Source organism: Desulfitobacterium sp. THU1, assembly GCF_038181555.1.
GTDB lineage: Bacteria > Bacillota > Desulfitobacteriia > Desulfitobacteriales > Desulfitobacteriaceae > Desulfitobacterium.
Genome location: NZ_JBBWUA010000005.1, coordinates 93,644 through 118,529 on the forward strand (window position 1 = coordinate 93,644; position 24,886 = coordinate 118,529).

Genomic DNA, 24,886 nt, shown 5'->3' on the forward strand with positions numbered 1-24,886 from the left:
GGCAGTTTATACACTGAAATATTCAATCTTGCACCCTGGTCTTATATTATATTGTTATTCTTCGTTAGATTCTATTTCGGTTGCTTCTATTGTTGCTATTTCTTCATTTCCCATGTTTTCTAACTCTTCATCATCCTCTTTATTGGCGACTTTGGCGATGGAAACCACTTTGCTTTCGCCGGTTCGCATGGCCATAACGCCTTGGGCAGAACGTCCTTGCTTCGATATGCCGGTGACTTCTTGGCGAATAATAATACCATCATCGGTAATAATCATGAGGTCATCATCCGGTACAATCACTTTCAGTCCTACCAAGAGACCTGTTTTCTCTGTTAATCTCGAAGCGATGATACCCTTACCGCCCCTTCCTTGAACTCTATATTCTGAAGGATTGGTGCGTTTCGAGAAGCCATGCTCCGTCATGGATAGTATTTCCGCGTCTTCTTCATATATTACATCCATACTGACCACAGTATCTTCTTTGCCTAGAGAAATTCCTTTGACGCCATGAGCTGTGCGTCCCATCTGACGGACATCCGATTCTACGAAGCGAATACACAGACCCTTTTGAGTAGCCATGAGGATGTGTTCATCCGCTTTCGTTAAGCGGACGCCGATCAGTTCGTCATCCTCATGTAAGCTGATGGCGATTAGGCCATCTTTACGCGAGGAGTTGTATTCCCTTAACAAGGTTTTTTTCACGATACCATGCTTGGTAGCCATAAAGAGATGAAAATCTTCATCATATTCCCTTATCGATAATGCCGTGGTAATCTGTTCCTCGCTTGGGTTAATATTCAAGAGATTAACGATCGCTGTCCCTTTACCGGTGCGACCAGCTTCGGGTATTTCATAGGTTTTCAAACGATAGACCTTCCCACGGGTCGTAAAGAACAGAATATAATGATGTGTCGTGGTGGTAAAGAGATGTTCCACAAAATCCTCTTCACGGGTGGACATTCCTTGAACGCCTCGACCACCGCGGCGTTGGCTTTTATAGGTACTCAAGGGGATTCTCTTGATATAACCCCGATGAGACATGGTCACGACCACTTCCTCATCATCAATTAAATCTTCGATATCCATACGAGACACATCAATGGAAATTTCCGTGCGTCTTTCATCCCCAAATTTTTCTTTGACCTCTTGAAGCTCTTGCTTAATGATATCTAGGACCATTTGTTCCGACTCGAGAACAGCCTTTAAATAAGCAATGGTCTCTTGAAGTTTTTGATACTGTTCTTCGATCTTCTCCCGCTCTAACCCGGTGAGTCTCTTCAGACGCATATCCACAATCGCTTGAGATTGCTTATCACTAAGTCCAAAGCGTGACATCAATTTGTCTTTAGCATCTTGCTCATCAGCGGAAGTTCTAATAATACTTATGACTTCGTCAATATAATCTAAAGCAATTCTCAAGCCCTCTAAAATATGAGCTTCAGCTTCTGCCTTATTCAACTCAAAACGGGTTCTCCTGGTAATAACATCTTTTTGATGCTCAATAAAATAATGAATGATTTGCTTAAGGTTGAGTACTTTAGGTTGGCCATCCACTAAGGCTAAAAGATTAACTCCAAAGCTGTCTTCCATCTGGGTATGCTTATAGAGCTGATTGAGAAGGACCTGGGGGTTAACATCCCGGCGCAGTTCCATCACAACCCGCATGCCTGTACGGTCAGATTCATCGCGTAGGTCGGTGATCCCTTCGATCTTTTTCTCTCTTACCAACTCGGCAATTTTTTCTACAAGTCTGGCTTTATTGACCATGTAAGGAAGCTCGCTAACAATAATCCGCATTTTTCCGGACTTTTCCATTTCCTCAATATGGGCTTTAGCCCGTATTTTAAAACTTCCTTTACCGGTTTTGTAAGCAGAAATAATTCCTTCGGTTCCCATTATGGTTGCACCTGTCGGAAAATCAGGGCCTTTGATATAGGTCATCAGTTCTTTAATCTCAATATCGGGATTTTCCATCTGAGCTATCGTTCCATCAATCACTTCAACAAAATTATGGGGAGGAATATTGGTAGCCATTCCCACCGCGATTCCAGAGGAACCATTGACCAAAAGATTAGGAAATTTTGCTGGTAAAACCTTGGGTTCTTCTAGTCTCTCATCATAGTTGGGTTGAAAATCCACTGTATCCTTATCGATGTCAGCCAGCATATATTGCGTTATTTTAGACATTCTGGCCTCGGTATAACGCATAGCTGCCGCTGAGTCACCATCAACAGAGCCAAAATTACCATGTCCTTCGACTAAAGGATAACGAGTAGAAAAATCTTGGGCTAAGCGAACGACTGCATCATAAATGGAGCTATCACCATGGGGATGGAATTTTCCCATGCAATCTCCAACAAGCCTTGCGCATTTGCTGAAAGGCTTATTTGGGGTCATTCCTAACTCATGAAGTGTATAAATAATGCGCCTATGAACTGGCTTTAAGCCATCTCGTACATCGGGCAAAGCTCGGCTGACGATAACACTCATGGAATAATCAATAAATGATTTTCGAAGCTCCTCCGAGATTTCCCTCGGGAGAACTTTCCCTCCCTGGATTTCTTCAGTTGACATGTGCTATCCCCCCTTAAACATCCAGATTACGAACATATTTGGCATTTTCATGGATGAAATCACGCCTTGGTTCAACCTGATCTCCCATGAGAATCGTAAAGAGTTCATCTGCTTTAATAGCGTCATCCATGGTCACTTGCAGAATCGTCCTTTTCGCTGGGTCCATAGTGGTATCCCAAAGCTGGTCTGCGTTCATTTCCCCTAAACCTTTATAGCGTTGAATTTCTACTTTATCGCGGCCAATTTTATCTTGAATCTTTGCTAATTCTTCATCGCTATAGGCATAGTGAACATCCTTCCCTTTCTTTATCTTAAAGAGAGGAGGCTGGGCAATATAGACATAATTATTTTCGATCAAGGGTTTCATAAAACGGAAAAAGAAAGTGAGCAATAAGATTCTAATATGAGCACCATCCACATCCGCATCCGTCATAATCACGAGTTTATGATAACGTGCTTTGGTAATATCAAAATCCTCAGAGATCCCCGTACCCATAGCCGTAACCATAGCCCGAATCTCGGCATTACCTAAGATCCGATCCAAGCGAGCTTTCTCGACATTGAGAATTTTACCCCGTATAGGCAAAATAGCTTGGAAACGACGATCCCGGCCTGATTTTGCCGAACCACCGGCACTATCCCCTTCCACGATATACATTTCGCAGAGTTCCGCTTCCTTCCAAGAGCAGTCAGCCAATTTACCAGGTAAAGCGCTGACTTCTAGAGCACTTTTTCTCCGCGTTAGCTCTCTAGCCTTGCGTGCTGCTTCTCTGGCACGAGAAGCTTGCAGGGATTTTTCAATGACTTTCTTGCCTATCGCAGGGTTTTCTTCCAGAAAAACGGCTAAGCCTTCCCCTGTGATTGAATCAACAATTGATCTAATTTCTGAATTCCCTAGCTTGGTCTTCGTTTGCCCCTCAAATTGGGGTTCCGGCACTTTAACCGAAATCACAACCGTTAAACCTTCCCGGATATCTTCTCCGGTCAGATTAGACTCGTTGTCTTTAAGAATCTTATTCTTGCGGGAATAATCATTCACCACCCGAGTTAAAGCTGCCTTAAACCCGGATTCGTGAGTACCCCCTTCTTGTGTATGGATATTATTGGCATAAGAAAATAGATTTTCAATATAACCGTCATTATATTGCATACATATTTCAACTTGGACCCCATCCTTTTCCGCTTCAAAATAAATAGGTTCAGGATGAAGAACTTCTTTAGAACGGTTAATATATTTGACAAAGTCAAAGATACCACCGGTGTGGTAGTAAAGTTCTTTCTTGTCCTCTCTTTCATCAATGAGAGTAATCGCGACTTTCTTGTTCAAAAAAGAGAGCTCGCGCAAGCGATGCGCTAAAATATCAAATTGGAAGACGATCTCTTCAAAAATCTGCGGGTCGGGCGCAAAGGATATCTTTGTTCCTGTTCTTCCCTGTTCTGTTTCACCGATAACAGTAAGCTCGGATGTCGTTTTACCACGCATAAACTCCTGGTGATAAATCTTGCCATCCTTCATAACCTCAACATGTAACCAAGTAGACAAAGCATTAACAACGCTCATCCCCACGCCATGGAGTCCACCTGATACCTTGTAGGCACTGCCACTGAATTTTCCGCCGGCGTGAAGCACAGTTAAGGCAACTTCAACAGCTGGCTTACCAAGCTTTGGGTGTATATCCACCGGAATACCCCGTCCGTTATCTACCACAGATATGCTATTGTCTTCATGGATTTTTACTTCAATCGTATCGCAAAAGCCTGCTAATGCTTCATCAATACTGTTGTCAACAATTTCATACACTAAGTGATGTAATCCACGACTACTAGTAGAACCGATATACATGCCAGGACGTTTACGAACAGCTTCTAGCCCTTCAAGTACTTCAATCTGCCCTGCATTATAATCATCATTTGGCATATTTACCTTTAATTCAGCATTTTCTTGCAAAGCTGATCCCTCCCAATCATAATCCCTCATAATAAATAAAATGAATTAATTCTTATGTTTTTCAAAATATTTTTTTGATTAATTAAACAATTAACCTTTTAATTATACAACTTTTTTACGCTTTATACAAATATAGGATGATTAGGAAATCGAAGAAACCTCTCCTTAGTATTCAGGGAGGTTTCTTTTCAAATGCTTATTCTTCATATAAATCCTTTAAATTTGATCGCTTAAGTAAAGTGGTTGATGATATGGGTGAAAAAAAATTACCTTGATTCGTTATCACTAAGGATTTCTCTTTTCCGGGTTCGGAAATATAGTTTAAATTTTTACTCTTTTTGATGCCATTTAAAAATGTTACCGAGGTAGGATTTTGCATAGCAGATTCCAAATCCAATATTGCAATAATTCTATCTTGACTAATGAGTACATCTCCACCTAAGTGTAAAAACATCAATTAAACCTCCTAATCTGGCCATTTTCTACTTTCAGCATTAATGATGCTCTAGGGGTTAGGGTTTCCGCACTTGTTATGGTTATTATCGTCTGCTGTAAATTTTTTACATAATTTAATAAATAGTCTCTCCTTAATTCATCTAATTCAGACAGAACATCATCCAAAAGCAGCAAAGGATATTCACCTTTATTCTGACGAATAACCTCCAATTCAGCTAATTTGGTGCTTAGGACAATGGAGCGTTGCTGACCTTGTGATCCATAAAGACGTGCTGAACGATCATTTAATTTAAAGAGAATATCATCACGATGCGGCCCGACTAAAATCATTTTCCTTTCGATTTCCAGAGGTGTTTTTTCCTCCAAAAGCTTCGGAAAAATTTCTAAGGCTTCCATCAGATTCTCTTTGCCTAAAGAATGATACTCCATAGTAAGTCTTTCTCTACCTGAGGAAATTTGCCCGTAAATTTCCTGGCTTTTTTGGGAGAGTAAGGCTGTAAATTCCCAGCGATTCTTGATTATTTCCGAACCAATGCGGACCATTTGTTCATTCCATAATTCAAGCTGGCTCTTTATCCCATTTTGGCCGCGTTTGAGGAGAGCGTTCTTTTGCTGGATCACTTTGTTATAAGCATTAAGCAATTGTATATGCTTTGAATGATGCTGAGCAATATGTAAATCCAAGAAGCGTCTTCGTTCAGCGGGTCCTCCTTTGACCATCGCTAAATCATCAGGCGAAAAAAATACAACATTAATTGTGCCTACGTACTCAGATAATTTCCGGCAGGGAATTTGATTAATTTTGATAACTTTTCTTTTCTCTTTATAATGACTTTCTAAACGGAGCTTTCGCCTCTGAACAAGAAAATCTCCATAAAGGTGAAACTCATTTTCCCCCCAGCTCATCAACTCCTGTTCACGATGGACTCGATATGATTTTCCTGTCAATAGATAGTAGATTCCTTCCAGGATATTGGTCTTGCCTTGGCCATTTTCTCCTTGGAGGATGTTCAATCCGGATTGAAAACGAACCTCTTGATCCAGATAATTTCGAAAAAACTTTAGATATAGCCATTGTATTTCCATTTTGCAGCCAGCTTAAGAGGTGCGTACAGGTAAAGCGAGGTAAAGATAGTCTGGATCATCCACAGGTCGAATAATACCGGGGCTATAGGGCCCGGATAATTCAAAAATAATCTCTTCTGAGTCGATAATTTTAAGAACATCTAATAAAAATTTGGAATTAAAGGCGATCTTGACGTCATTACCTTCTTTGCGAATTTCCATTTGCTCGGAAATCTTTCCCAAGTCAGAGGTTTGATCAATGGATAAATGTTCCGTGTCGATGGTCAACTTGATAATGCTCGCATGACTACCATCCCGCGCTAACAAAGAAGCCCTTTCTACTGATTCTTGGAATAGCTTAGTTGGAAGTATAATCTTCGTCTGGCAGGATTGAGGAATGACTTGTTTATAATTTGGAAATTGCCCTTCAATTAAGCGAGAGAGAAGATAAACAGAGCCAAACTGAAAAACGATTTGGGATGGATTGAAACGAATAAGCAAATTTTCATCTTCATCTTTAAGTAAGCGATAGATTTCTCCTAAGGTCTTGGCTGGAATAATCCCTTGAAACTTAAATTTATCGGAGTTAGTGATTTCCGCAAATCGATAAGCTAAACGATGGGTATCGGTAGCAATTAATCGAATTGTATTATCTTCTATCTGCAAAAGACAGCCTGTAAAGACAGGACGGCTTTCTTCAGTTGAGCAGGTAAAGATTGTTTGCTTAATCATCGTTTTAAAAAGGGATACAGGTAAAGTGAATGTTTCTGCATCTAAGAGATCCGGTAATAAAGGAAACTCTTCTGGGTCATATCCTCTCAGGGATAAATCCGATTCATAATATCTAATAGTAAGAACATCATTTTCTAATTCTAAAACGATGGCAGCATCAGGCAGTTTGCGAACAAGATCAGAGAAAATTCGGGAGGGCAGAACGACGACCCCTTCTTCTTCAACTTGGGCAGGAACTACACAACGAATGCCAATTTCTAAATCAGTGGCTTCAAATATTAATGACTGTCCTTCTGCTTTAATCATGATACCTTGTAAAACAGGTAAGGTATTTTTATTTGAAACCGCTTTTTGGACAGTATTTACACCTGTCAATAAGGAATCCTTTGAACAATAAACTTTCATTAGGCAGCCTCCTATAAATAACTTGGCAACAACAAAACTTTTAGGAATATTTTAAGGGGAATAATAATAAGATATTAATTTAGTAGTATAAGTAGTATAGCTTGTCTCTATGTGGATAATTGGCTTAAGCCCTTGGGAGAGTATGTTTTAAAAAGAGTAAAAACATGTGAATTAATTCGGAATTTTATCCACATGTTAACATCCTCAATTATTTATAAATTTTATCCCAGCTTTACTGACATGTTATTCACATTATTATACCACATTAGGTGCTTTGAATGATTTTAATAATTTCATTGATTTTCCGATCAAACATTTGATCATTGCGGCGTGCTTCCGAAATTTTATCATGAGCGTGAAGGACTGTGGTATGATCTCTTCCGCCAAATTCATCCCCTATTCTCGGTAAAGAGCTATCGGTGAGTTCTCTAGATAAGTACATAGCAATTTGACGTGGAAAAGCAACTGCCCTTGTCCTCTTTTTCGCTTTAAATTCTGATAAAGAAAGATGATAGTAATCAGATACCGCTTGCTGAATTTTTTCTATGGTTATTTCCTTGGGTACATTAACAGGAATAATATCTTTCAATGCTTCGGTAGCAGTTTCAATCGTAATGGGATTAGAGGTGAGAGAACCAAAAGCCATAACGCGAATTAATGCTCCCTCGAGTTCCCTTATGTTGGAGTGGATTTTATCAGCAATATAAACCATCACTTCGTTAGCCACTTGTAAATTCTCTAATTTAGCTTTTTTACGGAGAATAGCGACTCGAGTTTCTAAATCTGGTGGTTGGATGTCTGTAATTAGACCCCATTCGAAGCGGGAGCGCAAACGGTCCTCTAAGGTAGGAATTTCTTTAGGAGGACGATCAGATGAAATGATGATTTGTTTGTTTGCGTCATGAAGGGCATTAAACGTATGGAAAAACTCTTCCTGGGTACCCTCTTTACCTGCAAGAAACTGAATATCGTCAATAAGTAATATATCCACATTTCGATAATGGTTACGGAACTCAATAGGATTCTGATCCCGGATCGATTCAATAAGTTCGTTGGTAAATTTTTCACTGGAGACATAAAGCACGCGTGTACCGGGGGAGCGCTGAATAACAGCGTTACCAATAGCATGCATCAAGTGGGTTTTGCCTAATCCAACCCCTCCATAAATAAATAAGGGGTTATAGGCAAGTGCTGGAGATTCAGCTACGGCTAAAGCTGCAGCATGGGCAAAGCGGTTACTGTTACCAATGACGAAGGTATCAAAGGTATATTTAGAATTTAAGGTCCGATTAGGGGGAGATTCCTCTTTGGTATCGGTCGAAGATATAAATACATCTTCTTTCTGATGTGCATCCTCTTGTTGCTGAGTAATAATAAAGCGCAGATTCATGGATTGGCCAAGGATCGATTGAACTGTAGAGCGAATCAAAGGGGAATAGCGACTCTCCAGCCAATCCTTCGCAAATTCATTGGGTACACTCACAATAAGTGTATCTCCCTCAATGTCGAGAAGGTGTGTCGAACTAAGCCAAGTCTCAAAGCTGGGTTTAGAGAGTTCAGTTTCTAATTTTGCTAGGGTTTCTTTCCAGAGAACATGAAGAGTACGGGGTGGCATTTTGTGATCCTCCCTTGTCGAATAAAAGTAGAAAATATGACAATAAAAAAGTTATACACAAACTTATACACATTTGTGGATAACTTAATAAAATTTTTGCTGTGAATAATATATTTGCATAAATACTGCTCATGTAAAGAGGGTGTAAAAATATAATACCAAGTTTCGAGGGGGTTATCAACAGGAAGTTGGTCCTAAAAATATTTTATTCACAGGTGGATAACTTTTTCTACCCAGAGGTTATCCACACAGTATTTAATAATGTCTGCTTGACAGAGCTAAAAAACTTAGAGTATAATCTCAAGAGATATGCAATTTTTAGTGGTTTTTTCCCTTTCAAAGGAGGTGCAATAAAAGTTATGAAACGTACTTGGCAACCGAAAAATCGTCGCCATCAGAGAGTACATGGTTTTTTAAGCAGAATGAGTAGCTCAACCGGTAGAAACGTGCTTAAACGCCGTCGTGCTAAAGGGCGGAAGAAATTATCAGCTTAAGGCCGCAATCTTGTGGCCTTTTTCATGCTATTGAAAAGAAAAATATTTACTTTTTTTAGTATGGGGTATTTTATTTCATCTTTATTTATAGAATAGGTTTATTCTAAGGTAGAGTGAGGAAAACTAAGTAAGATTAGGTAATACTACGACAATTGTGATTGTGGAGGAGCCATGTTACAGAGAAATCTTAGATTGCGTCAAAAATCTCTTTTCAAAAAGGTTTTTGCACAAAGAAAAAGTTTCTCTGGAAAGTATGTTGTCGTTTATGTGGCAGAGGGTCCCTCAAAGTTCGGATTCATTGCCTCTAAAAAAGTCGGTAATGCTGTGGTTCGTAATCGGGCCAAGCGTTTAATGAGAGAAGTCATTCGGCGCCATCTTCTAGAGATTAAAGAAAATACTCAAATTATTTGTATTGCTCGTTCTTCTATTAAAGGAGTTTCTTATTCAGAAGTAGAAAATAGTCTTGTAAAAAGCTTATATAGAGCAAAAGCTATCAAGGGTGTGGAGCTAGGTTAATTGTTCCATAGGATGGGATTAGTATGAAAGCTATTTTGGTTGGATTAATTCGGTTTTATCAACGATTTATTTCTCCTCTAAAACGGCCATCTTGCCGCTTTTATCCGACATGCTCAGAATATTCTATTCAGGCTCTACAGAAATACGGGGTTATCAAAGGAAGCTGGAAATCCCTTGTGAGGATTTCTAAATGCCACCCCTTTCACCCTGGCGGTTATGATCCGGTATAAGGAGGGTTCTTGTGAGTACTTTTGTTGAATGGATGACTATATTATTGAAGTGGTTATATAGTCTAACTGATATGGTGGGATTAGCTAGTTATGGTCTAGCTATTATACTTCTAACCATAATCATAAAAACTGTCATCTTCCCCTTGACCTGGAAGCAAATGAAATCTATGAGAAAAACCGTTGAGATTCAGCCAAAGCTTCAAGAACTTCAAAAGAAGTATAAAGGAAAGCCAGAGAAACTGAATCAAGAAACCATGGCTTTGTATAAAGAGCATAATGTGAACCCAGCAGGTGGTTGTCTACCCTTGATTGTCCAGCTGCCAATTTTCTGGGCCTTGTATCAGACTCTTTTTAAGTTTGGCAACTACATTTCGGATCCAAGTCAAGCGATGTTCCTAGGATTTGATATCACCGCGACTGGAAATATAGTTTTTGCCGTCCTGGCAGGGGCAACCACTTTTTTGCAGACAAAGCTTACTACCGCGACCAATCCAACTATGAATGCTGATAAAGGTGGCAAACCTGATCCGACTCAATCAACTCAAAAAATGATGCTCTATTTTATGCCATTTTTTATGGCCTATATCGGTTGGACTGTTCCTGCTGGACTGGCGTTGTACTTCTTAACAATGAATATTGTTTCGATATTTCAACAGCTTTATATCAATCGCAGACTTGATAAAGAAAAGTTAGATGCTGCTGCTTCATAAGCTTGGTGGCAACCTAGGTAAGTTTGCTTGACTGAGGGAGGGTATCCATGAGATTTGCTGAGAAAACCGGTAAAACTGTCGATGAGGCCATCAGTGCTTGTCTCGCTGAATTAGGGGTAGATCGAGATCGAGTAAAGATCGAGGTTCTAGAGGAGCCTACAAAAAAAGGACTTTTTGGTTTACTAGGAACCACCCAAGCGAAAGTGCGGGTTACATATGAGGATTCACCAGGTGAAATAGCTAGTGTCTTTCTTAAGGATGTATGCGACTCCATGGGAGTTAGTGCTGAATTTAATTGGTCACAGACGACGGGTCAGCATTGGCTTGTTAATATCACTGGAGAAGAGCTCGGTATATTAATTGGCCGCCGTGGAGATACTCTAGAAGCTCTCCAATACTTAACCAATCTTGCTGTTTCTAAACAGCTTTCTGAGAAAGTACGGATTATCGTGGATGTGGAAGGATATCGTCAACGGCGCGAAGAGACTTTAGTCCGTTTGGCGAAGCGACTTTCCGATAAGGTAAAGCGTACAGGAACACGAGTGGTTCTCGAACCTATGAATCCTCATGAGAGAAGGATTATTCATACAGCATTGCAAGAAGAAACTCACATCTCGACTTTTAGTGAAGGTGAAGAGCCCAATCGTAAAGTAGTCATTTCTTTAAAACGGACCAAAGAGAATTTCTGAGGGGTGAGAGGTACCCCTCTTTTTTTTTAATGTGTCGTAATTTTATTCAATACCAGTAAAATAGGATGGAAGTGGAGCGAATCCCATGGATGATACGATTATTGCATTAGCGACAGCCTTAGGTGAGGGAAGTATCCATATCATAAGAATGAGTGGACCTCAGTCCCAAGGAATTATAGATAGTACCTTTGTTCCTCGTCACAGAGAACGCTGGCAAGAGAATAAAAACTATACCTTGCATATCGGTCATTTTTATGGAGGAGATAAAATCCTTGATGAAGTCCTTGTGGGCAGAATGTTAGCTCCTAGCTCTTATACTGGAGAAGATGTTTACGAAATTAATTGTCATGGTGGCTTATTTGTGGCCGAACGGATAATGGAAGAATGTCTTCGCAAGGGTGCACGTTTAGCGGAAGCTGGAGAATTTACAAAACGTGCTTTTCTAAACGGTAAGCTCGACTTGATTCAAGCTGAGGCTATTGTGGACTTGATTGGTGCAAAAACTGATATTTCCGCAGATCTCGCTCTGAATCAGATGAGTGGTCAGCTCTCGGAGAAGATTTCGGTACTGCGCGAACAGGTCTTAGAAACCCTCGCTTTCATTGAAGCAGGTATCGATTTTCCTGAAGACGGTGTAGAAAGTCTGGATCGAGATGCTCTTCTTCAGAGAATTGAACTTGGGCTTCGACATGCTCAGGATTTGTTCAATGGCAGCAGAACCGGGAGAATTCTGCGTGAAGGATTGATAACAGTCATCGTTGGACAGCCTAATGTCGGTAAATCCAGCTTATTGAACGCTCTTATGGGCGAAGATAGAGCTATCGTTACCGATGTCCCCGGGACGACCCGGGATGAAATCCGCGAATCCGTGAATGTGGGTGGTATCGTTTTACAGTTAGTTGATACTGCCGGCATCAGGGAAAGCGACGACCTAGTAGAAAAACTCGGCATTGAGCGCTCATGGAAGGCCATGGCAAGAGCAGACCTTATTCTACTCTTGGTTCAGGCTGGTGAAAAGCTCACCGGGGAAGAGCTTGAGATACTAAAAAGATACCCTAAGAATACGATTGTCCTGGTTAATAAACTTGATCTTCTAGAAGGTGTGGATCTACCAGGGGATACCTTACCGGCGGAACCTCGACCTGGGGTGTGGATTCCCTTTTCAGTTAAAGAAGACATCGGTTTTGCCGAATTAGAAGCGGAAATCAAGAGGCGCGTCTATGAGGGCAACGAGGAAAGGGTTAAGGAACCCTTACTTTCGAATATTCGGCAAATCTCTGCTTTGGAGAGGGCAACTCTTGCTTTAACAAGTGGCCAAGAGTCCGTGCAGAAAGGATTGCCCTGGGATATCGTTTCCATTGATATTCGTCAAGCACTGCAAGAAATTTCGCAAATGACGGGGGATACTCTTCAGGAGTCCTTGCTTGATGATATCTTTTCAAGATTTTGTATAGGAAAGTAGGAGAAACAGTGGAGTACTTTGCTGGAAAATATGATGTTATTGTGGTTGGGGCTGGACATGCCGGTTGTGAGGCGGCTTTGGCTTCCGCACGCATGGGATGCCAGACCTTGCTGATGACCTTAAGCATTGACACGATTGCTCATATGCCCTGTAATCCTTCTTTAGGAGGACCAGCTAAGGGACATCTGGTTCGGGAAATTGATGCCTTGGGTGGGCAAATGGCCATCACCGCTGACGAAACCTCTATTCAGGCGAGGATGTTGAATACAGGAAAAGGTCCCGCTGTTCACGCTTTGCGGATACAATCAGATAAACAAGCATACCACCTCCATATGCAAAATGTTCTTATGGAGCAAGAAAATTTAACCCTGCTTCAGGGTATGGTTGAGCAGATTAAAACGGCCCATGGTCAAGTTTGCGGTGTCGTAACGCGGACGGGGGCTTTTTTCGAAGCGCCGACGGTCGTCTTGACGAGTGGTACTTATTTACGTGGGCGGATTATTATTGGCGATGCCATGTATGAAGGCGGACCTAATGGACAGGAAACAGCGCAAAATCTTTCCGGGGCTTTAACTAAACTCGGACTGGAGCTGGGGCGATTTAAAACCGGCACCCCGCCACGGATCAATAAACGGTTTGTCGATTTTTCTAAATTCACTGTTCAGCCTGGGGATAGCACCCCTTGGCGATATTCCTTTCTGCCGACCCAAAGTATGTACTGGCAAAGGGATACAGACAAGCAGATCCCCTGTTGGTTAGGCTATACAACTCCGGAGACGCATGCAATCATTCAAAAAAATCTTCATCGAGCCCCTCTTTACTCTGGAAAAATCGAAGGCATTGGCCCTCGTTATTGCCCTTCCATTGAAGATAAGATAGTACGGTTTGCTGATCGTCCATCCCATCAGATTTTTCTCGAGCCGGAAGGTTGGGACAGTGATGAGCTTTATATCGCCGGTTTATCCACCAGTATGCCTGAGGAAGTTCAATATGAGATATTGCAAAGTATACCTGGATTAGAGAAGGCCATGTTGCTTCGCCCAGGCTACGCCATTGAATATGATTACGTCAAGCCCCATCAGCTTTCTCTGAGTTTGGAAGTACGCAAGCTCCCGGGTTTGTTCACTGCGGGTCAACTCAATGGCACTTCAGGCTACGAAGAAGCTGCTGCCCAAGGCTTATTGGCTGGAATTAATGCAGCTCAGCGAGTCAAAGGTAAAGATCCTTTTATTGTGCGACGTTCGGAAGGGTATTTAGGGGTGCTGATTGATGACCTAGTCAATAAGGGGGTGAAAGAACCTTATCGCCTTCTCACCTCACGGGCTGAATATCGCTTAATTCTCCGGCAAGATAATGCGGATCTTCGTTTAACACCACGGGGAAGAGAAATCGGTCTCGTTGATGACCAGCGTTGGGAGATCTTTCAGAAGAAAAAGGATTCGCTCACTGAGATACATGCCTTATGGAGAGGAACGACCTTTTCTCCGCTTAATGAACAATTGATCGAGATCTTGGCAGCAGCCGGTTCTACCCCGGTCCATGGTGGGATAACTGCAGAAGAACTGATGAGAAGACCGGAGATAACAATTAACGAGATGAAGCAACTCTTACCCCAATTAGCGGAATATGAGGAAGAGGCACTGCTAGAAGCGGGTATCGAAATCAAATACACCGGATATATCGAAAAACAACTCTTAGAGATTGAACGATTGGCAAAGATGGAAGAGCGATTGATACCCGAGGTCATTATATATGATCAAATTAAGGGTTTATCCACTGAAGGAAGACAACGACTTAAGGAAGTATCCCCGACGAATATGGGTCAAGCATCGCGAATTACCGGAGTCACCCCGGCAGATATTTCGGTTATGCTTGTTTATTTGGAACAGCGCCGCAGAGGAGGACATGTTGATGCAACCTGAGCATAAAGATCTTCTTCGCCAGCTCTCCTTGGCAAGGTTGAATCTTCATATAGCGGACGATCAACTGGAGAAGTTTTCGGTTTATGCAGATCGTTTAGTCGAGTGGAATCAAAAAGTAAACCTGACAAGTATTACGGATCCCGAAGAAATTATTCTTAAGCATTTTATTGATTCCCTTTCTTTAATACCCTTAGTAACTGGTGAGAAAATGGCAGATATTGGAACAGGTGCAGGATTTCCTGGTCTGCCTATTAAGATCATGTTGCCTCAGCTTAAGGTGTATCTTGTTGATTCTCTGGCTAAACGACTGGAATTCTTGAATGTCGTCCTTAATGAGTTAAACATTCAAGATGCAGAGACGGTCCATTCCCGTGCCGAAGACTTTGCCCGTAATCCTATTTATCGGGAGACCTTTGATTGTGTGACCTCTCGGGCTGTTGCTCGCTTACCTGTATTGCTTGAATATGCAATCCCACTTTTGAAAAAAGGAGGGGTTTTCTTAGCAGCTAAGGGACCTCAGGTCGACGAGGAAATACCCGAGGCAAAGAAAGCTGCGGAGATATTCGGTGCTGAGATAAAAGATATCCGAAGATTTAGCTTGGGTGAGGAAGCAGAGCACCGCGCCGTTGTTGTTATTGAGAAGATATCGCCAACGCCTAAGGCATACCCGCGCAAAGCGGGCACACCGGCAAAGAAGCCATTAATTTAATATTTTTAAAGCGTCCCCAATGAACTGAACCAATGGTTTATTGGGGACGCTTTTTTATTTTACTTAGGAAACGAATGACAAACACTTTAATTATTATGCTTTTCCTTGCCTTTTCAGTTCAAAGTCTCTAGTTTTCTTGAGGATGATTTGATACTATAAAAAGGTGGTGTTTAAACACCGGACTAATCCGCCTATTTTCTCCGTCCCTATAGACGGTGGGTGGTTAAGTCAATAGCTTAGTTCTAGATAGACACTCTTAGGAAAGAGTAAGCTTGATAGATTGAGAGAGGAGGTTACTGTATGGCTAGAATAATTGCAATTGCTAATCAAAAAGGTGGAGTTGCTAAAACGACAACAGCTGTTAACTTGAGTGCATGTCTTGTTGAACATGGCAAACGGGTTTTGCTTCTTGATCTAGACCCTCAAGGAAATGCCTCAAGCGGATGTGGAATAAATAAGAATAAGCTTGAGGAAAGTATCTATGATGTACTTATTAATGAAGTTCCTCTAGAGAATATCATCATGAAAACTGAAATACCAGGTTTAATGATTGCTCCTGCCAAAATTGAGCTTGCCGGTGCCGAAATTGAGCTGGTTGGTCTAGTAAAAAGAGAAGAAAAGCTTTCTTCTGCTTTGACGAAAGTAAAAGACGACTATGATTTCATTTTTATTGATTGCCCTCCTTCTTTAGGACTTCTTACCCTTAATGCTTTGACTGCTGCTACAGACGTACTTATTCCGGTTCAATGTGAATATTATGCACTTGAAGGCTTAACCTTGCTTATGGATACGATCCACCGGGTGAAACGCAACCTCAACCCCAATCTGAATATTTTAGGTGCATTGCTTACTATGTTCGACGCACGAACAAATCTTGGTATTCAGGTAGTTGATGAAGTGAAGAAGTATTTTAAGCAGAAAGTTTTCTCGACCATTATTCCTAGAAATGTTCGTTTAGGAGAAGCACCTAGTCATGGAAAACCAATTGTTCTTTATGATTCACGATCTCGTGGGGCCGAGGTTTATCGGGATCTTGCGGAGGAGGTATTAGAACGTGTCTAAAAAGGCTTTGGGACGTGGCTTAGAAGCTTTAATTGGTGCTGAGCCTATGGAAAATGAAAGTAGTAGCAGAGAAATAGAGCTGGAAAAAATCAAACCGAATCCTGATCAACCGCGAAAAGGCTTTGACCAAGAGGGATTGGAAGAACTAGCAGCTTCCTTAAAGGTCCATGGCTTGCTCCAGCCTATTTTAGTTCAAGCTAGAGATGATGAGTATATTATTATTGCGGGGGAAAGACGATTTCGTGCGGCAAAGCTAGCCGGACTTAGTAAAATTCCCTGCCTCATCCAATCGGGAAGTGAACAGGAGCTCGCTGAAAAGGCTTTAATTGAAAATATCCAAAGATCTGATCTATCACCAGTAGAAGAAGGAATGGCCTATGCTCGACTAATTCAAGAGTATGGATTGACACAAGAGCAAGTAGCTGAACGCGTTGGCAAGGGTCGACCGACTATTGCGAATCTACTCCGCGTTATTCAGTTGCCAGAGCCAATATTGAGATTGATCCAAGAAAGTAAGTTAAGTCTCGGCCACGCCAAAGTATTATTAGGGCTTAAAGACACCTCGCTGCAAGTTTTATTGGCACAGAAAGTCGCAAAGGACAATTTGCCAGTCAGAGAATTAGAGAACTTAATCCTAAAGTATACAGATCAAATAGAATCACCTAAACCCCCCAAGAAAATCCCTCCTGTTTTTAATCAGATCGAAGACAAATTGAGATCATCCTTCCAAACCAAAGTCAAGTTAAAGGGAAAACCTGAACGAGGGAAAATTGAGATAGAATACTTTTCTGAAGAAGAGTTTAACCGACTATTAGAGTTATGGCATATTCGAGTTGATTAAAAATGTTCCACGTGGAACATTTTTGTTTTACAGATCAGAATGGATTAGATAATTTGCTTCGCTGCATTTCAATGTTTTCTGGATAGCAATGATTGAATTTTGATCTGCCTTAGGATATAATCCTAATATTGTTTATTGATGGGGAATGTTCCACGTGGAACATTTGATGCATTCTGATTAGCCATCGCGTTATTCGCTTCGTGATTTTACAAAGTCATCAAAAGCATACAATGTAATATTTCGGAGCTGAGAGTTGAAGGCTTGCTAATAGTTATGCTTCAAGAGAATACTCTAAAATTGACAGTGCGACAGAAATGCTAGGAAGTTACTAAAGAAATAGAAAGAAACAATGTTCCACGTGGAACATTGTTGAACTTTGTAGTAAGGGTGATGGTCTGTGCTCGGAACGATTGTGAACTCATTGGCAATTATAATTGGTGCAATAGTAGGGATTCTCTTTGGTAAGGCTTTGCCGGAGAAAATTAAGAGAACAGTGACTCAAGGGATTGGTCTAGCGGTAATACTTATCGGTTTGAGTATGGCTTTAGAAACTCAAAATCCAATAGTCGTTATTGCTAGTCTTGTTTTGGGTGGAATCCTTGGCGAGTGGATCGATATCGAGCTGAGGCTCCAGCACTTAGGATTGTGGTTAGAAAGAAAATTTGCTAAAGGCGGGGCCGGAGGTAATTTCACTAAAGGATTTGTTTCTTCGAGCCTCATGTTTTGCGTGGGGGCAATGGCCATTATGGGGGCCTTAGAAAGTGGTCTCAAAGGAGTGCATGATATTCTCTACGCAAAATCCATGCTCGATGGGATTTCATCTATTGTTTTAGCATCATCGATGGGGATTGGGGTCCTAGTGTCTGCGATACCTGTGTTTTTATATCAAGGGGGAATAACGGTGTCTGCAGGGCTCCTTCAGAGCATGCTCTCCGAAGCGGTTATAGCTGAGATGAGTGCAACTGGTGGATTGCTAATTGTCGGAATAGGGCTGACTTTACTTGAAATTAAAGAAATTAAAGTGGGTAATCTATTACCAGGAATATTTGTTGCTATTCCTTTGACTTTGTTTTTTGCACAAGTAATGTAGAACAGATTTAGGTAATGAATTGATTGAGGGGGAGACTATGAATTTAGAACAAATCATGCCACTGTCCTATTGGGCTATAGCAGTTGTGGGGTTCCTATGCCTTATTGAGTTAATATCGATTCTTATGTTGAATAGTAAAATGAAGAAGTTTCAGAAGGCATATCTCGCATTACAAACCTTCGTAGAGGGTAGCTCCTTGGATCAGGAGCTTAGAGCCTATCGCGAAGAGGTAAAAGATAATAAAGCAGATATCAAACAAATTCAGGAGAGAGTAGACCGAACAGAAAAGAAACTTCGGGTATCCATAGATCGTGCAGAATTGGTCCGCTTCAGTGCTTTTGAGAATATGGGTAGCGATTTGAGCTTTTCCTTGGCGCTCCTCAACCAGGAAGCGAATGGTGTTGTCATTTCTTCGATTAACAATCGCGATGAATCAAGAGTCTATGCCAAACCGATCGTTCAAGGTGAATCAACATACCATCTTTCAGAAGAAGAGAAGTTGGCTATAAGTAAGACTAAAGATAGTGTAAAAGTATAAGCTGGACATCAACTGGCATAATGTGTATGAGCATGAGATGAGTGTAAATAGTGGTAATTAGTTTAAATAAAAATACTGATCTAAGTACAAATACTAATAAAACTACTAAAAATTGAATAGACAACAAAAATGGGAGACGATCGCTACTGACAAAAGTAGGTGATCATCTCCCTTTATATTAGAAAAGAGATCATACAATGCACAATTAAAGATGAAGTAACATGAGGTGGTTAAGAAACTCTCGTCTTAATATAGGCATTAGCCAATAGATCACTAAGTGCCTCAGACATCTTCCAGACTAGCCCGAGCCGTGTATTTTGTAAAACCATGTACTCCATAAAACCACCAACATTAACAATCCCGGTTAAGTGAACTTCGCCAACGGCTGGGAGCTCTTTATGAACTCCAGCACCTGGTTTAAGCGGTCCATTTGCAAGAGTAATATTGCCAACAGAGTCCATCTTGCCTAGGCAAGCATCAATAGCGACAATAAAGGGGTTATGATAAGTACTTTGGATGTATTGAATATTCTCGGCTAAGTTTGTGGCATGCACAGGCTGTTCTAAGGTGCCTAGAACAGTGAGTTTAGGCAAGCCTAAGCGGCTGAGATAGGTTCCAGTAAGTGGACCAAGGGCATCTCCGGTAGAACGGTCGGTACCGATGCATAAGATAACTAATGGACGGTGGCGTTCCTCATAGAGAACATCGATGAGCCTAGCCTCCATTTTTTGTGTCCCAATTTTATCATCAAAATGTGTTTTGAATTTATGAGATTCTGTAAAAACAGAAAGAATACTCATCAACAAACCTCCCGCTAAATAAAAAGATAGTCTCCACTAAATTCTTCCCCGAAAAAAGGGAATTTATGCATGGGACAAAAGAAGAGACCATATGCATGAGGCAGGGGGGAGTATTCATGCACATAAAAATAATTTTTCAAGTTGCAGCAACCTATGTCGGTGCAGTGATGGGTGCTGGCTTTGCATCCGGACAAGAAATACAGCAATTCTTTGCGAACTTTGGTGGTAGTGGACTATTGGGAATTTTAATTAGCACAGTGCTTTTCTCACTTCTAGGCTGGATTATGATCGATCTCCAAAGGCGGTGGCGGGTATCCTCCTATATGGAGTTTTTTGCGCGGCTTTTTGGGAAGACCTGGGGAGCGCGTATGGATGTTGTGATTAGTCTGCTTTTATTCATTGGCATGACGGCAATGATGTCAGGGGCGGGGGCAGTGTTTCAACAGTACTTTGAACTATCCCCTTGGGTAGGAATATTCCTGACTGCCTTAGTGATCACTATTGCTTTATGGTTTAGGAGCGAAGGTATTCTTTGGATTAATTCAGCGTTAATACCCCTCAAATTTATTTTTTGTCTGGGAATAGCTCTTTGGGCCATACTCTTTGCAGAAGGAATTAAGGGTGTTGATGTTGAAATCGTAGCGAATCCTATGATTCAAAACTGGGTGTTTTCAGGGATCCTTTATGTCTCATTCAATTTGACTTTAGCCATGGTCGTCTTTGCTTCTCTAGGAAAAGAAATACAAAAGCCAGGAGCACGCATTGGTGCAGTTTTTGGTGGCATAGCCCTAGGTGTCTTTGCTCTAGTCATCTGTATGGCACTCCTAAGATTTCCGGAGGTTAGAGGCTATGAAATTCCCATGGTCGCCGTTGCCGGTAGGTTAGGAGCTTGGGCGGGATTTTTCTATGTAGTTGTTTTATGGTTAGCCATGTTGACGGCCGCCATCGGGAATGGCTTTAGCCTCGTCAATCATATGGAAAAAAGATACGGATTCAATTATCAATATTCCATAATTTCCCTATTGTTGCTTGTCATTCCCCTTTCCAGCGTTCAATTCTCCTTTATCGTCAAGACAATCTATCCTCTTTTCGGTTATTTGGGTTTAATATTTATCCCTGTGCTGATTTGGAAGTATAGAAAAACATAACATCTCCCTTGTTCAAAGGCATTATTTGGGATAATATAGAGACAACTTATGTGGTGACAAGGAGGACGAGTTGTCAATAAGTCCATGCACAAGCTACAAGGAAGGCAAGGAGTGATGAGGTGCACGAGATGTCTTTGATGGGTGGAGTATTCGAGGTCATAGAAAGGACTTTGGCTCAACATCAGGTAAAAAAAGTGACATTAGTGAAGTTGAAAATAGGGAAACTCACCAACGCTGAGCCGGAGGCCCTCCAGATGGCTTTTGAGGCGTATGCTAAGGGAACGGTCAGTGAGGGGGCGGAGCTTCAGATCGAGTTGATACCTGTCAAGGGTCGCTGTAAAGGCTGTGGCGATGAATTTCTGGTAGCCGGCCTTTTATTTGCTTGTCCAACCTGCCAGCATATCGGTATTGACATCATCGAAGGAGAAGAATTGCTTCTGGAAAGTTTGGAGGTTGAAGAATGAGTTCGCAACGTGAGATCGCAGTGATGGCAAATTTGCTACAGAATAATGATATTCATGCAGAGATCAATCGTAAGCATTTTCAGAAGAATAATTGCTTAGCGATTAATATTATAGGTTCCCCTGGAGCAGGAAAAACAACACTCTTAGAGCGTACACTCTCTAACTTGAAGGAAAACCATCAGGTGGCCGTCATTGAGGGAGATATTTTTACAAGCAAGGATGCAGACCGGATCGCCCAACATGATATTCCTGTGATACAGATTAACACCGGTGGTGGATGTCATTTGGATTCTAAAATGGTCGAAAGAGTTCTGCCGGAGTTCCAATGGGGTCAACTGGATCTGATGATTATTGAGAATGTAGGAAATTTAGTATGCCCAGCTGATTTTGATTTGGGGGAAGATTTTAAGGTCGTAGTCCTCAGCGTAGTGGAGGGGGATGATAAGCCTTCAAAATACCCGGTCATCTTCCGCAGTTCCAAAGTTGCTATCTTAAACAAAATGGATTTGCTTGCTTTGGTTGAGACAGACCTTAATGTCATGAAGGAGGACATCCTGAAGATTAATCCAGAGATAGTTATCTTTGAGGTGTCTTGTCGTACCGGGGAGGGGCTTCAAGAATGGGTAGAGTGGCTCGATGAGCAAATACGGCAGACAAAGGGTAATAACCCATGAGTAATAGCTATTTTCAACAAGGATTAGACCATCTGGAGGCTGGACGCCTTCATGAAGCCGAAGAGGACTTCTTGCGCTATTTAGAGCAGTGTCCGGAAGATGCGATGGGTCATAATAAGCTAGGCGTGGTTTATGGTAGGTTTCACGACTTTACACGTGCCAAAGCGTGTTTTCAGAAAGCCATCGAATTAGACGAGCAATGTAACCATGCTTGGAACAACTTGGGTAATATTGCTCGACAGAATGGAGAGATAGAGCAAGCCATTCACTATTATCAAAGGGCGGTTGAGATCGACCCGCATAATCCCATTCCGGCTAAGAATCTAAAAACTGTTAAACGGCAAGCGAAATGGTCCCCTTCAAGAATTAAGGTCTTATTCCAAAAGAATAAAATTAATTGATATGGGTGAACATTTACAATACAAAGCCTAAGTATGCCCTCACTTGGTTTAGAGGAAGATCAGGGGTGTAAGTCGAATACTCATAGTAGGACTAGAGTGTTAGGAAGAGGTGATTTTCATGTATGTGAAGCAATTTATGACATCTCGTGTTTTTACAGTTAGCCCAGACGATAATATTGCGGATACCATGGCTCTTATGAGAGAGAAACAAATCAATCGTTTACCTGTGGTGGAAAAAGGAAGATTGGTCGGTATTGTTACGGATGGAGATCTTCGTGAGGTATCTCCCTCTCCGGCAACAACACTCAGTATTTTTGAACTCAATTATTTGGTGGGGAAAACCACCATTCGCAAGGTCGCTGTTAAAAATGTAATCACCTGTACTCCAGACACGAAGATTGAGGATGCAGCTCTATTGATGAGGGAAAACGGCATTGGAGCCTTGCCGGTCGTTGAGAACGATAAATTAGTAGGGATTGTCACTGAGTCGGATATTTTTGATACATTCTTGGATATTATGGGATTCAGAAGCCCGGGGCAACGCTTCGTTATCGAGACTAAGGATGAAGTGGGTGTGATGGTGGATCTGGCGTCTACTATGCAAGAACACGATGTCAATATCTCAAGCTTAGCGGTTTATCATCTCAGAGATAATCGTGTACAGATTTTAGCCCGTCTTAGTGGAGATCGGGTGGATGAAGTTAAGGCCAGCCTCGTTGCCAAGGGATATGAGTTAAGCCATTAGTCGATCTGGTTGTGTGTAACAATGGAGAATAGTAGCTGATGTGATGGGCACCCTTTTAGGGTGCTTTTTCTTTTTAGATAGCTGCAATCGTCTACGACTCGACACCTAATAAGTTTTGTTTTCACTATCTTCAATGGAAGCTTATCGGAAGATAGTATAACGCAACTAAGGCAGCTTCCTTCGTCACCTGCCAAGTTTTGTTTTCACTATTTTCTATTGAACTATATCGGAAAATAGTATAACGCAACTAAGCGGCTGCCGTCGTCTTCGACTTGGCACCCACTAAGTTTTGTTTTCACTATCTTCAATGGAAACTTATCGGAAGATAGTATAACGCAACTAAGCGGCTACCGTCGTCTTCGACTTGGCACCCGTTAAGTTTTGTTTAATCTTTTGGGGTGGATGAAGTATAATAGAGGGAACCTGGGTTTTAGGAGGAGAATCATGAATAGCTTCGATATCTTCATTCTGGCAATTGTTCTTATTGGGGCAATTCAAGGGTATCGCAAGGGTCTTATTTCCGGCATCATTAGTTTGGGTGGAAGTTTGGCCGGCTTGGTTCTTGCTGCGCAAAATTATCAAATCTTGGTGCAGTGGTTGGATCAGAGGCTTCCTTTGCGGGTTTGGTTGGAGGCTGCTATTTATAAGCGAATCCTTCCGACCATCGAGTCCAAAGCCGCAGTGATTGAGGAGCAGACCGTTGAGAAGTTTTTATCCATATTTCCGGAGGAGCTCAGAAGCGCCCTAGGGGGATCAAACCTTCCAGACGTAGAGCTTTATACGGATAGTGCCTTGCAGTCCATTACTCACAATTTTGCCCAAGCCCTTTCCGATAACGCCATGAAAATCATCGCCTTCGCCTTGGTCTATTTTGGAGTAATAATCATCATTGAGATTATTTCGGCACTCCTACTAGCTCCCTTAGGCTTCTTGTCGGGCACCATCAATGGCGGTGGTGGCTTGCTTACGGGGGGACTGGTCACATTTCTGGGGCTGGCTGTCTTTTTCGGATTGTTCTCTCCCCTCTTTACCATTGCCAACTCGGGAGAGACCATAGGATTTATCGAGGGCTCTACCCTGCATCCTTATTTGCTCCAAACCTATAGCTTTCTTGGGGATTTTTTGCGTTTAAACATTGAACAAGGCTTTCGCTTACCTATAGACCTTGAGGATCTAACCCTACCTAGCCCAAACATACCAGATCTAAACCTGAAGGATCCGAACGCTATCAATCTATAAAGGGCATGAGGAGCTTCATTTTGTTCATCGTATAAAGGGACTCCGGAGGAGTCATCCTTATAAGATAAGGTGATTTAAGAGTATTGAGCATGAAAAGAGAAGTTGTAAAGGGGGTAAGTTCTATGATTCCTTTGCAAGTGGGAGATATCATTCGTCTACGTAAACCACATCCTTGCGGAAGCTCAGATTGGAAAGTTATGCGTACGGGTATGGATTTTCGTATTCAGTGCTTGGGCTGTCAACATCAGGCTTGGATTCCTCGGGTTAAGCTTGAACGACAGCTGAAGGAAATTCTGCAAAAAAAGGATTCAAACGAGTTGTAAGAGGAAAGCTTGCGGTTTAGCCAAGATTCCCATA

Annotated in this window: 26 protein-coding genes; 19 read left to right on the plus strand and 7 right to left on the minus strand. The window is 41.6% G+C overall.

Translation table 11 applies throughout. The annotated features are described in order from the left end of the window. Window positions 1–54: 54 nt before the first annotated feature. From gyrA to dnaA, 6 genes are all read right to left on the minus strand, one after another. Window positions 55–2,574 carry a DNA gyrase subunit A gene (gene gyrA, locus AAC978_RS06810; protein WP_341547286.1) on the minus strand — a complete coding sequence of 840 codons (2,520 nt, stop codon included), beginning with the start codon at window positions 2,572–2,574 and terminating at the stop codon, window positions 55–57. A gap of 13 nt (window positions 2,575–2,587) precedes the next feature. Beyond that, window positions 2,588–4,522, minus strand: coding sequence for a DNA topoisomerase (ATP-hydrolyzing) subunit B (gyrB, locus tag AAC978_RS06815; protein WP_341547287.1), 1,935 nt, complete (start codon window positions 4,520–4,522; stop codon window positions 2,588–2,590). A gap of 196 nt (window positions 4,523–4,718) precedes the next feature. After that, a complete protein-coding gene (remB, locus tag AAC978_RS06820) occupies window positions 4,719–4,976 on the minus strand; it encodes an extracellular matrix regulator RemB (protein WP_341547288.1) in 258 nt (85 codons plus the stop codon). Then, window positions 4,976–6,064: a DNA replication/repair protein RecF gene (recF, locus tag AAC978_RS06825; RefSeq protein ID WP_341547289.1), complete on the minus strand. Its 1,089-nt coding sequence runs from the start codon at window positions 6,062–6,064 to the stop codon at window positions 4,976–4,978. The genes remB and recF overlap by 1 nt, the downstream gene beginning before the upstream one ends. 12 nt (window positions 6,065–6,076) lie before the next feature. Next, window positions 6,077–7,180, minus strand: coding sequence for a DNA polymerase III subunit beta (gene dnaN / locus AAC978_RS06830; protein ID WP_341547290.1), 1,104 nt, complete (start codon window positions 7,178–7,180; stop codon window positions 6,077–6,079). A gap of 265 nt (window positions 7,181–7,445) precedes the next feature. Further along, on the minus strand, window positions 7,446–8,795 hold the full coding sequence (gene dnaA / locus AAC978_RS06835; protein ID WP_341547291.1) for a chromosomal replication initiator protein DnaA: 1,350 nt from the start codon (window positions 8,793–8,795) through the stop codon (window positions 7,446–7,448). A gap of 359 nt (window positions 8,796–9,154) precedes the next feature. Here dnaA and rpmH point away from each other — a divergent pair, with 359 nt between their 5' ends. The 12 genes from rpmH to AAC978_RS06895 all read left to right on the plus strand — a co-directional run bounded on the left by rpmH (window position 9,155) and on the right by AAC978_RS06895 (window position 19,058). Beyond that, window positions 9,155–9,289 (plus strand): 50S ribosomal protein L34, encoded by a 135-nt coding sequence (gene rpmH / locus AAC978_RS06840; RefSeq protein ID WP_015260586.1) that lies wholly within the window; start codon window positions 9,155–9,157, stop codon window positions 9,287–9,289. Window positions 9,290–9,460: 171 nt separating this feature from the next. Then, on the plus strand, window positions 9,461–9,805 hold the full coding sequence (gene rnpA / locus AAC978_RS06845; RefSeq protein ID WP_341547292.1) for a ribonuclease P protein component: 345 nt from the start codon (window positions 9,461–9,463) through the stop codon (window positions 9,803–9,805). A 23-nt stretch (window positions 9,806–9,828) separates the two neighbouring features. Continuing rightward, a complete protein-coding gene (yidD, locus tag AAC978_RS06850) occupies window positions 9,829–10,035 on the plus strand; it encodes a membrane protein insertion efficiency factor YidD (RefSeq protein WP_015263871.1) in 207 nt (68 codons plus the stop codon). A gap of 11 nt (window positions 10,036–10,046) precedes the next feature. Further along, window positions 10,047–10,745: a YidC/Oxa1 family membrane protein insertase gene (locus tag AAC978_RS06855; protein ID WP_341547293.1), complete on the plus strand. Its 699-nt coding sequence runs from the start codon at window positions 10,047–10,049 to the stop codon at window positions 10,743–10,745. Window positions 10,746–10,792: 47 nt separating this feature from the next. Further along, the gene (gene jag / locus AAC978_RS06860) at window positions 10,793–11,434 is read left to right on the plus strand and encodes an RNA-binding cell elongation regulator Jag/EloR (protein ID WP_341547294.1); all 642 of its coding nucleotides are present in this window, start codon (window positions 10,793–10,795) and stop codon (window positions 11,432–11,434) included. A gap of 85 nt (window positions 11,435–11,519) precedes the next feature. Beyond that, window positions 11,520–12,896, plus strand: coding sequence for a tRNA uridine-5-carboxymethylaminomethyl(34) synthesis GTPase MnmE (gene mnmE, locus AAC978_RS06865; RefSeq protein WP_341547295.1), 1,377 nt, complete (start codon window positions 11,520–11,522; stop codon window positions 12,894–12,896). A gap of 8 nt (window positions 12,897–12,904) precedes the next feature. Next, window positions 12,905–14,818, plus strand: a complete 1,914-nt coding sequence (gene mnmG / locus AAC978_RS06870; protein WP_341547348.1) for a tRNA uridine-5-carboxymethylaminomethyl(34) synthesis enzyme MnmG — start codon at window positions 12,905–12,907, stop codon at window positions 14,816–14,818. Next, the gene (gene rsmG, locus AAC978_RS06875) at window positions 14,808–15,527 is read left to right on the plus strand and encodes a 16S rRNA (guanine(527)-N(7))-methyltransferase RsmG (protein WP_341547296.1); all 720 of its coding nucleotides are present in this window, start codon (window positions 14,808–14,810) and stop codon (window positions 15,525–15,527) included. Before mnmG ends, rsmG begins: the two co-directional genes overlap by 11 nt. A 300-nt stretch (window positions 15,528–15,827) precedes the next feature. Beyond that, a complete protein-coding gene (locus tag AAC978_RS06880) occupies window positions 15,828–16,589 on the plus strand; it encodes a ParA family protein (RefSeq protein ID WP_341547297.1) in 762 nt (253 codons plus the stop codon). Continuing rightward, window positions 16,582–17,430 carry a ParB/RepB/Spo0J family partition protein gene (locus tag AAC978_RS06885; protein WP_341547298.1) on the plus strand — a complete coding sequence of 283 codons (849 nt, stop codon included), beginning with the start codon at window positions 16,582–16,584 and terminating at the stop codon, window positions 17,428–17,430. The genes AAC978_RS06880 and AAC978_RS06885 overlap by 8 nt, the downstream gene beginning before the upstream one ends. Before the next feature lie 397 nt (window positions 17,431–17,827). After that, a complete protein-coding gene (locus AAC978_RS06890; protein WP_341547299.1) occupies window positions 17,828–18,520 on the plus strand; it encodes a DUF554 domain-containing protein in 693 nt (230 codons plus the stop codon). A gap of 37 nt (window positions 18,521–18,557) precedes the next feature. Then, window positions 18,558–19,058 carry a DUF4446 family protein gene (locus AAC978_RS06895; RefSeq protein WP_341547300.1) on the plus strand — a complete coding sequence of 167 codons (501 nt, stop codon included), beginning with the start codon at window positions 18,558–18,560 and terminating at the stop codon, window positions 19,056–19,058. A gap of 230 nt (window positions 19,059–19,288) precedes the next feature. Here AAC978_RS06895 and yyaC read toward each other — a convergent pair whose 3' ends face one another. Beyond that, window positions 19,289–19,858, minus strand: a complete 570-nt coding sequence (gene yyaC, locus AAC978_RS06900) for a spore protease YyaC (protein ID WP_341547301.1) — start codon at window positions 19,856–19,858, stop codon at window positions 19,289–19,291. 116 nt (window positions 19,859–19,974) lie between these two features. Between yyaC and AAC978_RS06905 the strand changes: the two genes are divergently transcribed. From AAC978_RS06905 to AAC978_RS06935, 7 genes are all read left to right on the plus strand, one after another. Further along, window positions 19,975–21,006 (plus strand): YkvI family membrane protein, encoded by a 1,032-nt coding sequence (locus AAC978_RS06905; protein WP_341547302.1) that lies wholly within the window; start codon window positions 19,975–19,977, stop codon window positions 21,004–21,006. Window positions 21,007–21,125: 119 nt separating this feature from the next. Next, on the plus strand, window positions 21,126–21,470 hold the full coding sequence (hypA, locus tag AAC978_RS06910) for a hydrogenase maturation nickel metallochaperone HypA (RefSeq protein WP_341547303.1): 345 nt from the start codon (window positions 21,126–21,128) through the stop codon (window positions 21,468–21,470). Then, a complete protein-coding gene (gene hypB, locus AAC978_RS06915; RefSeq protein ID WP_341547304.1) occupies window positions 21,467–22,144 on the plus strand; it encodes a hydrogenase nickel incorporation protein HypB in 678 nt (225 codons plus the stop codon). Before hypA ends, hypB begins: the two co-directional genes overlap by 4 nt. Beyond that, window positions 22,141–22,545, plus strand: coding sequence for a tetratricopeptide repeat protein (locus AAC978_RS06920; protein WP_341547305.1), 405 nt, complete (start codon window positions 22,141–22,143; stop codon window positions 22,543–22,545). The genes hypB and AAC978_RS06920 overlap by 4 nt, the downstream gene beginning before the upstream one ends. A gap of 118 nt (window positions 22,546–22,663) precedes the next feature. Further along, entirely contained in the window at window positions 22,664–23,290 is a 627-nt protein-coding gene (locus AAC978_RS06925) for a CBS and ACT domain-containing protein (RefSeq protein ID WP_341547306.1), read from the plus strand. Between the two features lie 444 nt (window positions 23,291–23,734). After that, a complete protein-coding gene (locus tag AAC978_RS06930; RefSeq protein WP_341547307.1) occupies window positions 23,735–24,529 on the plus strand; it encodes a CvpA family protein in 795 nt (264 codons plus the stop codon). Between the two features lie 122 nt (window positions 24,530–24,651). Next, window positions 24,652–24,852: a DUF951 domain-containing protein gene (locus AAC978_RS06935; protein ID WP_341547308.1), complete on the plus strand. Its 201-nt coding sequence runs from the start codon at window positions 24,652–24,654 to the stop codon at window positions 24,850–24,852. Window positions 24,853–24,886 lie beyond the last annotated feature (34 nt).

Bases quoted from the DNA above. Each gene is read 5' to 3' on its own strand.
- gyrA (WP_341547286.1), bottom strand. From the start codon at position 2,574: ATGTCAACTGAAGAAATCCAGGGAGGGAAAGTTCTCCCGAGGGAAATC.
- remB (WP_341547288.1), bottom strand. From the start codon at position 4,976: ATGTTTTTACACTTAGGTGGAGATGTACTCATTAGTCAAGATAGAATT.
- recF (WP_341547289.1), bottom strand. From the start codon at position 6,064: ATGGAAATACAATGGCTATATCTAAAGTTTTTTCGAAATTATCTGGAT.
- dnaN (WP_341547290.1), bottom strand. From the start codon at position 7,180: ATGAAAGTTTATTGTTCAAAGGATTCCTTATTGACAGGTGTAAATACT.
- dnaA (WP_341547291.1), bottom strand. From the start codon at position 8,795: ATGCCACCCCGTACTCTTCATGTTCTCTGGAAAGAAACCCTAGCAAAA.
- rpmH (WP_015260586.1), top strand. From the start codon at position 9,155: ATGAAACGTACTTGGCAACCGAAAAATCGTCGCCATCAGAGAGTACAT.
- rnpA (WP_341547292.1), top strand. From the start codon at position 9,461: ATGTTACAGAGAAATCTTAGATTGCGTCAAAAATCTCTTTTCAAAAAG.
- yidD (WP_015263871.1), top strand. From the start codon at position 9,829: ATGAAAGCTATTTTGGTTGGATTAATTCGGTTTTATCAACGATTTATT.
- jag (WP_341547294.1), top strand. From the start codon at position 10,793: ATGAGATTTGCTGAGAAAACCGGTAAAACTGTCGATGAGGCCATCAGT.
- mnmE (WP_341547295.1), top strand. From the start codon at position 11,520: ATGGATGATACGATTATTGCATTAGCGACAGCCTTAGGTGAGGGAAGT.
- rsmG (WP_341547296.1), top strand. From the start codon at position 14,808: ATGCAACCTGAGCATAAAGATCTTCTTCGCCAGCTCTCCTTGGCAAGG.
- AAC978_RS06880 (WP_341547297.1), top strand. From the start codon at position 15,828: ATGGCTAGAATAATTGCAATTGCTAATCAAAAAGGTGGAGTTGCTAAA.
- AAC978_RS06895 (WP_341547300.1), top strand. From the start codon at position 18,558: ATGAATTTAGAACAAATCATGCCACTGTCCTATTGGGCTATAGCAGTT.
- yyaC (WP_341547301.1), bottom strand. From the start codon at position 19,858: ATGAGTATTCTTTCTGTTTTTACAGAATCTCATAAATTCAAAACACAT.
- AAC978_RS06905 (WP_341547302.1), top strand. From the start codon at position 19,975: ATGCACATAAAAATAATTTTTCAAGTTGCAGCAACCTATGTCGGTGCA.
- hypB (WP_341547304.1), top strand. From the start codon at position 21,467: ATGAGTTCGCAACGTGAGATCGCAGTGATGGCAAATTTGCTACAGAAT.
- AAC978_RS06920 (WP_341547305.1), top strand. From the start codon at position 22,141: ATGAGTAATAGCTATTTTCAACAAGGATTAGACCATCTGGAGGCTGGA.
- AAC978_RS06925 (WP_341547306.1), top strand. From the start codon at position 22,664: ATGTATGTGAAGCAATTTATGACATCTCGTGTTTTTACAGTTAGCCCA.
- AAC978_RS06930 (WP_341547307.1), top strand. From the start codon at position 23,735: ATGAATAGCTTCGATATCTTCATTCTGGCAATTGTTCTTATTGGGGCA.
- AAC978_RS06935 (WP_341547308.1), top strand. From the start codon at position 24,652: ATGATTCCTTTGCAAGTGGGAGATATCATTCGTCTACGTAAACCACAT.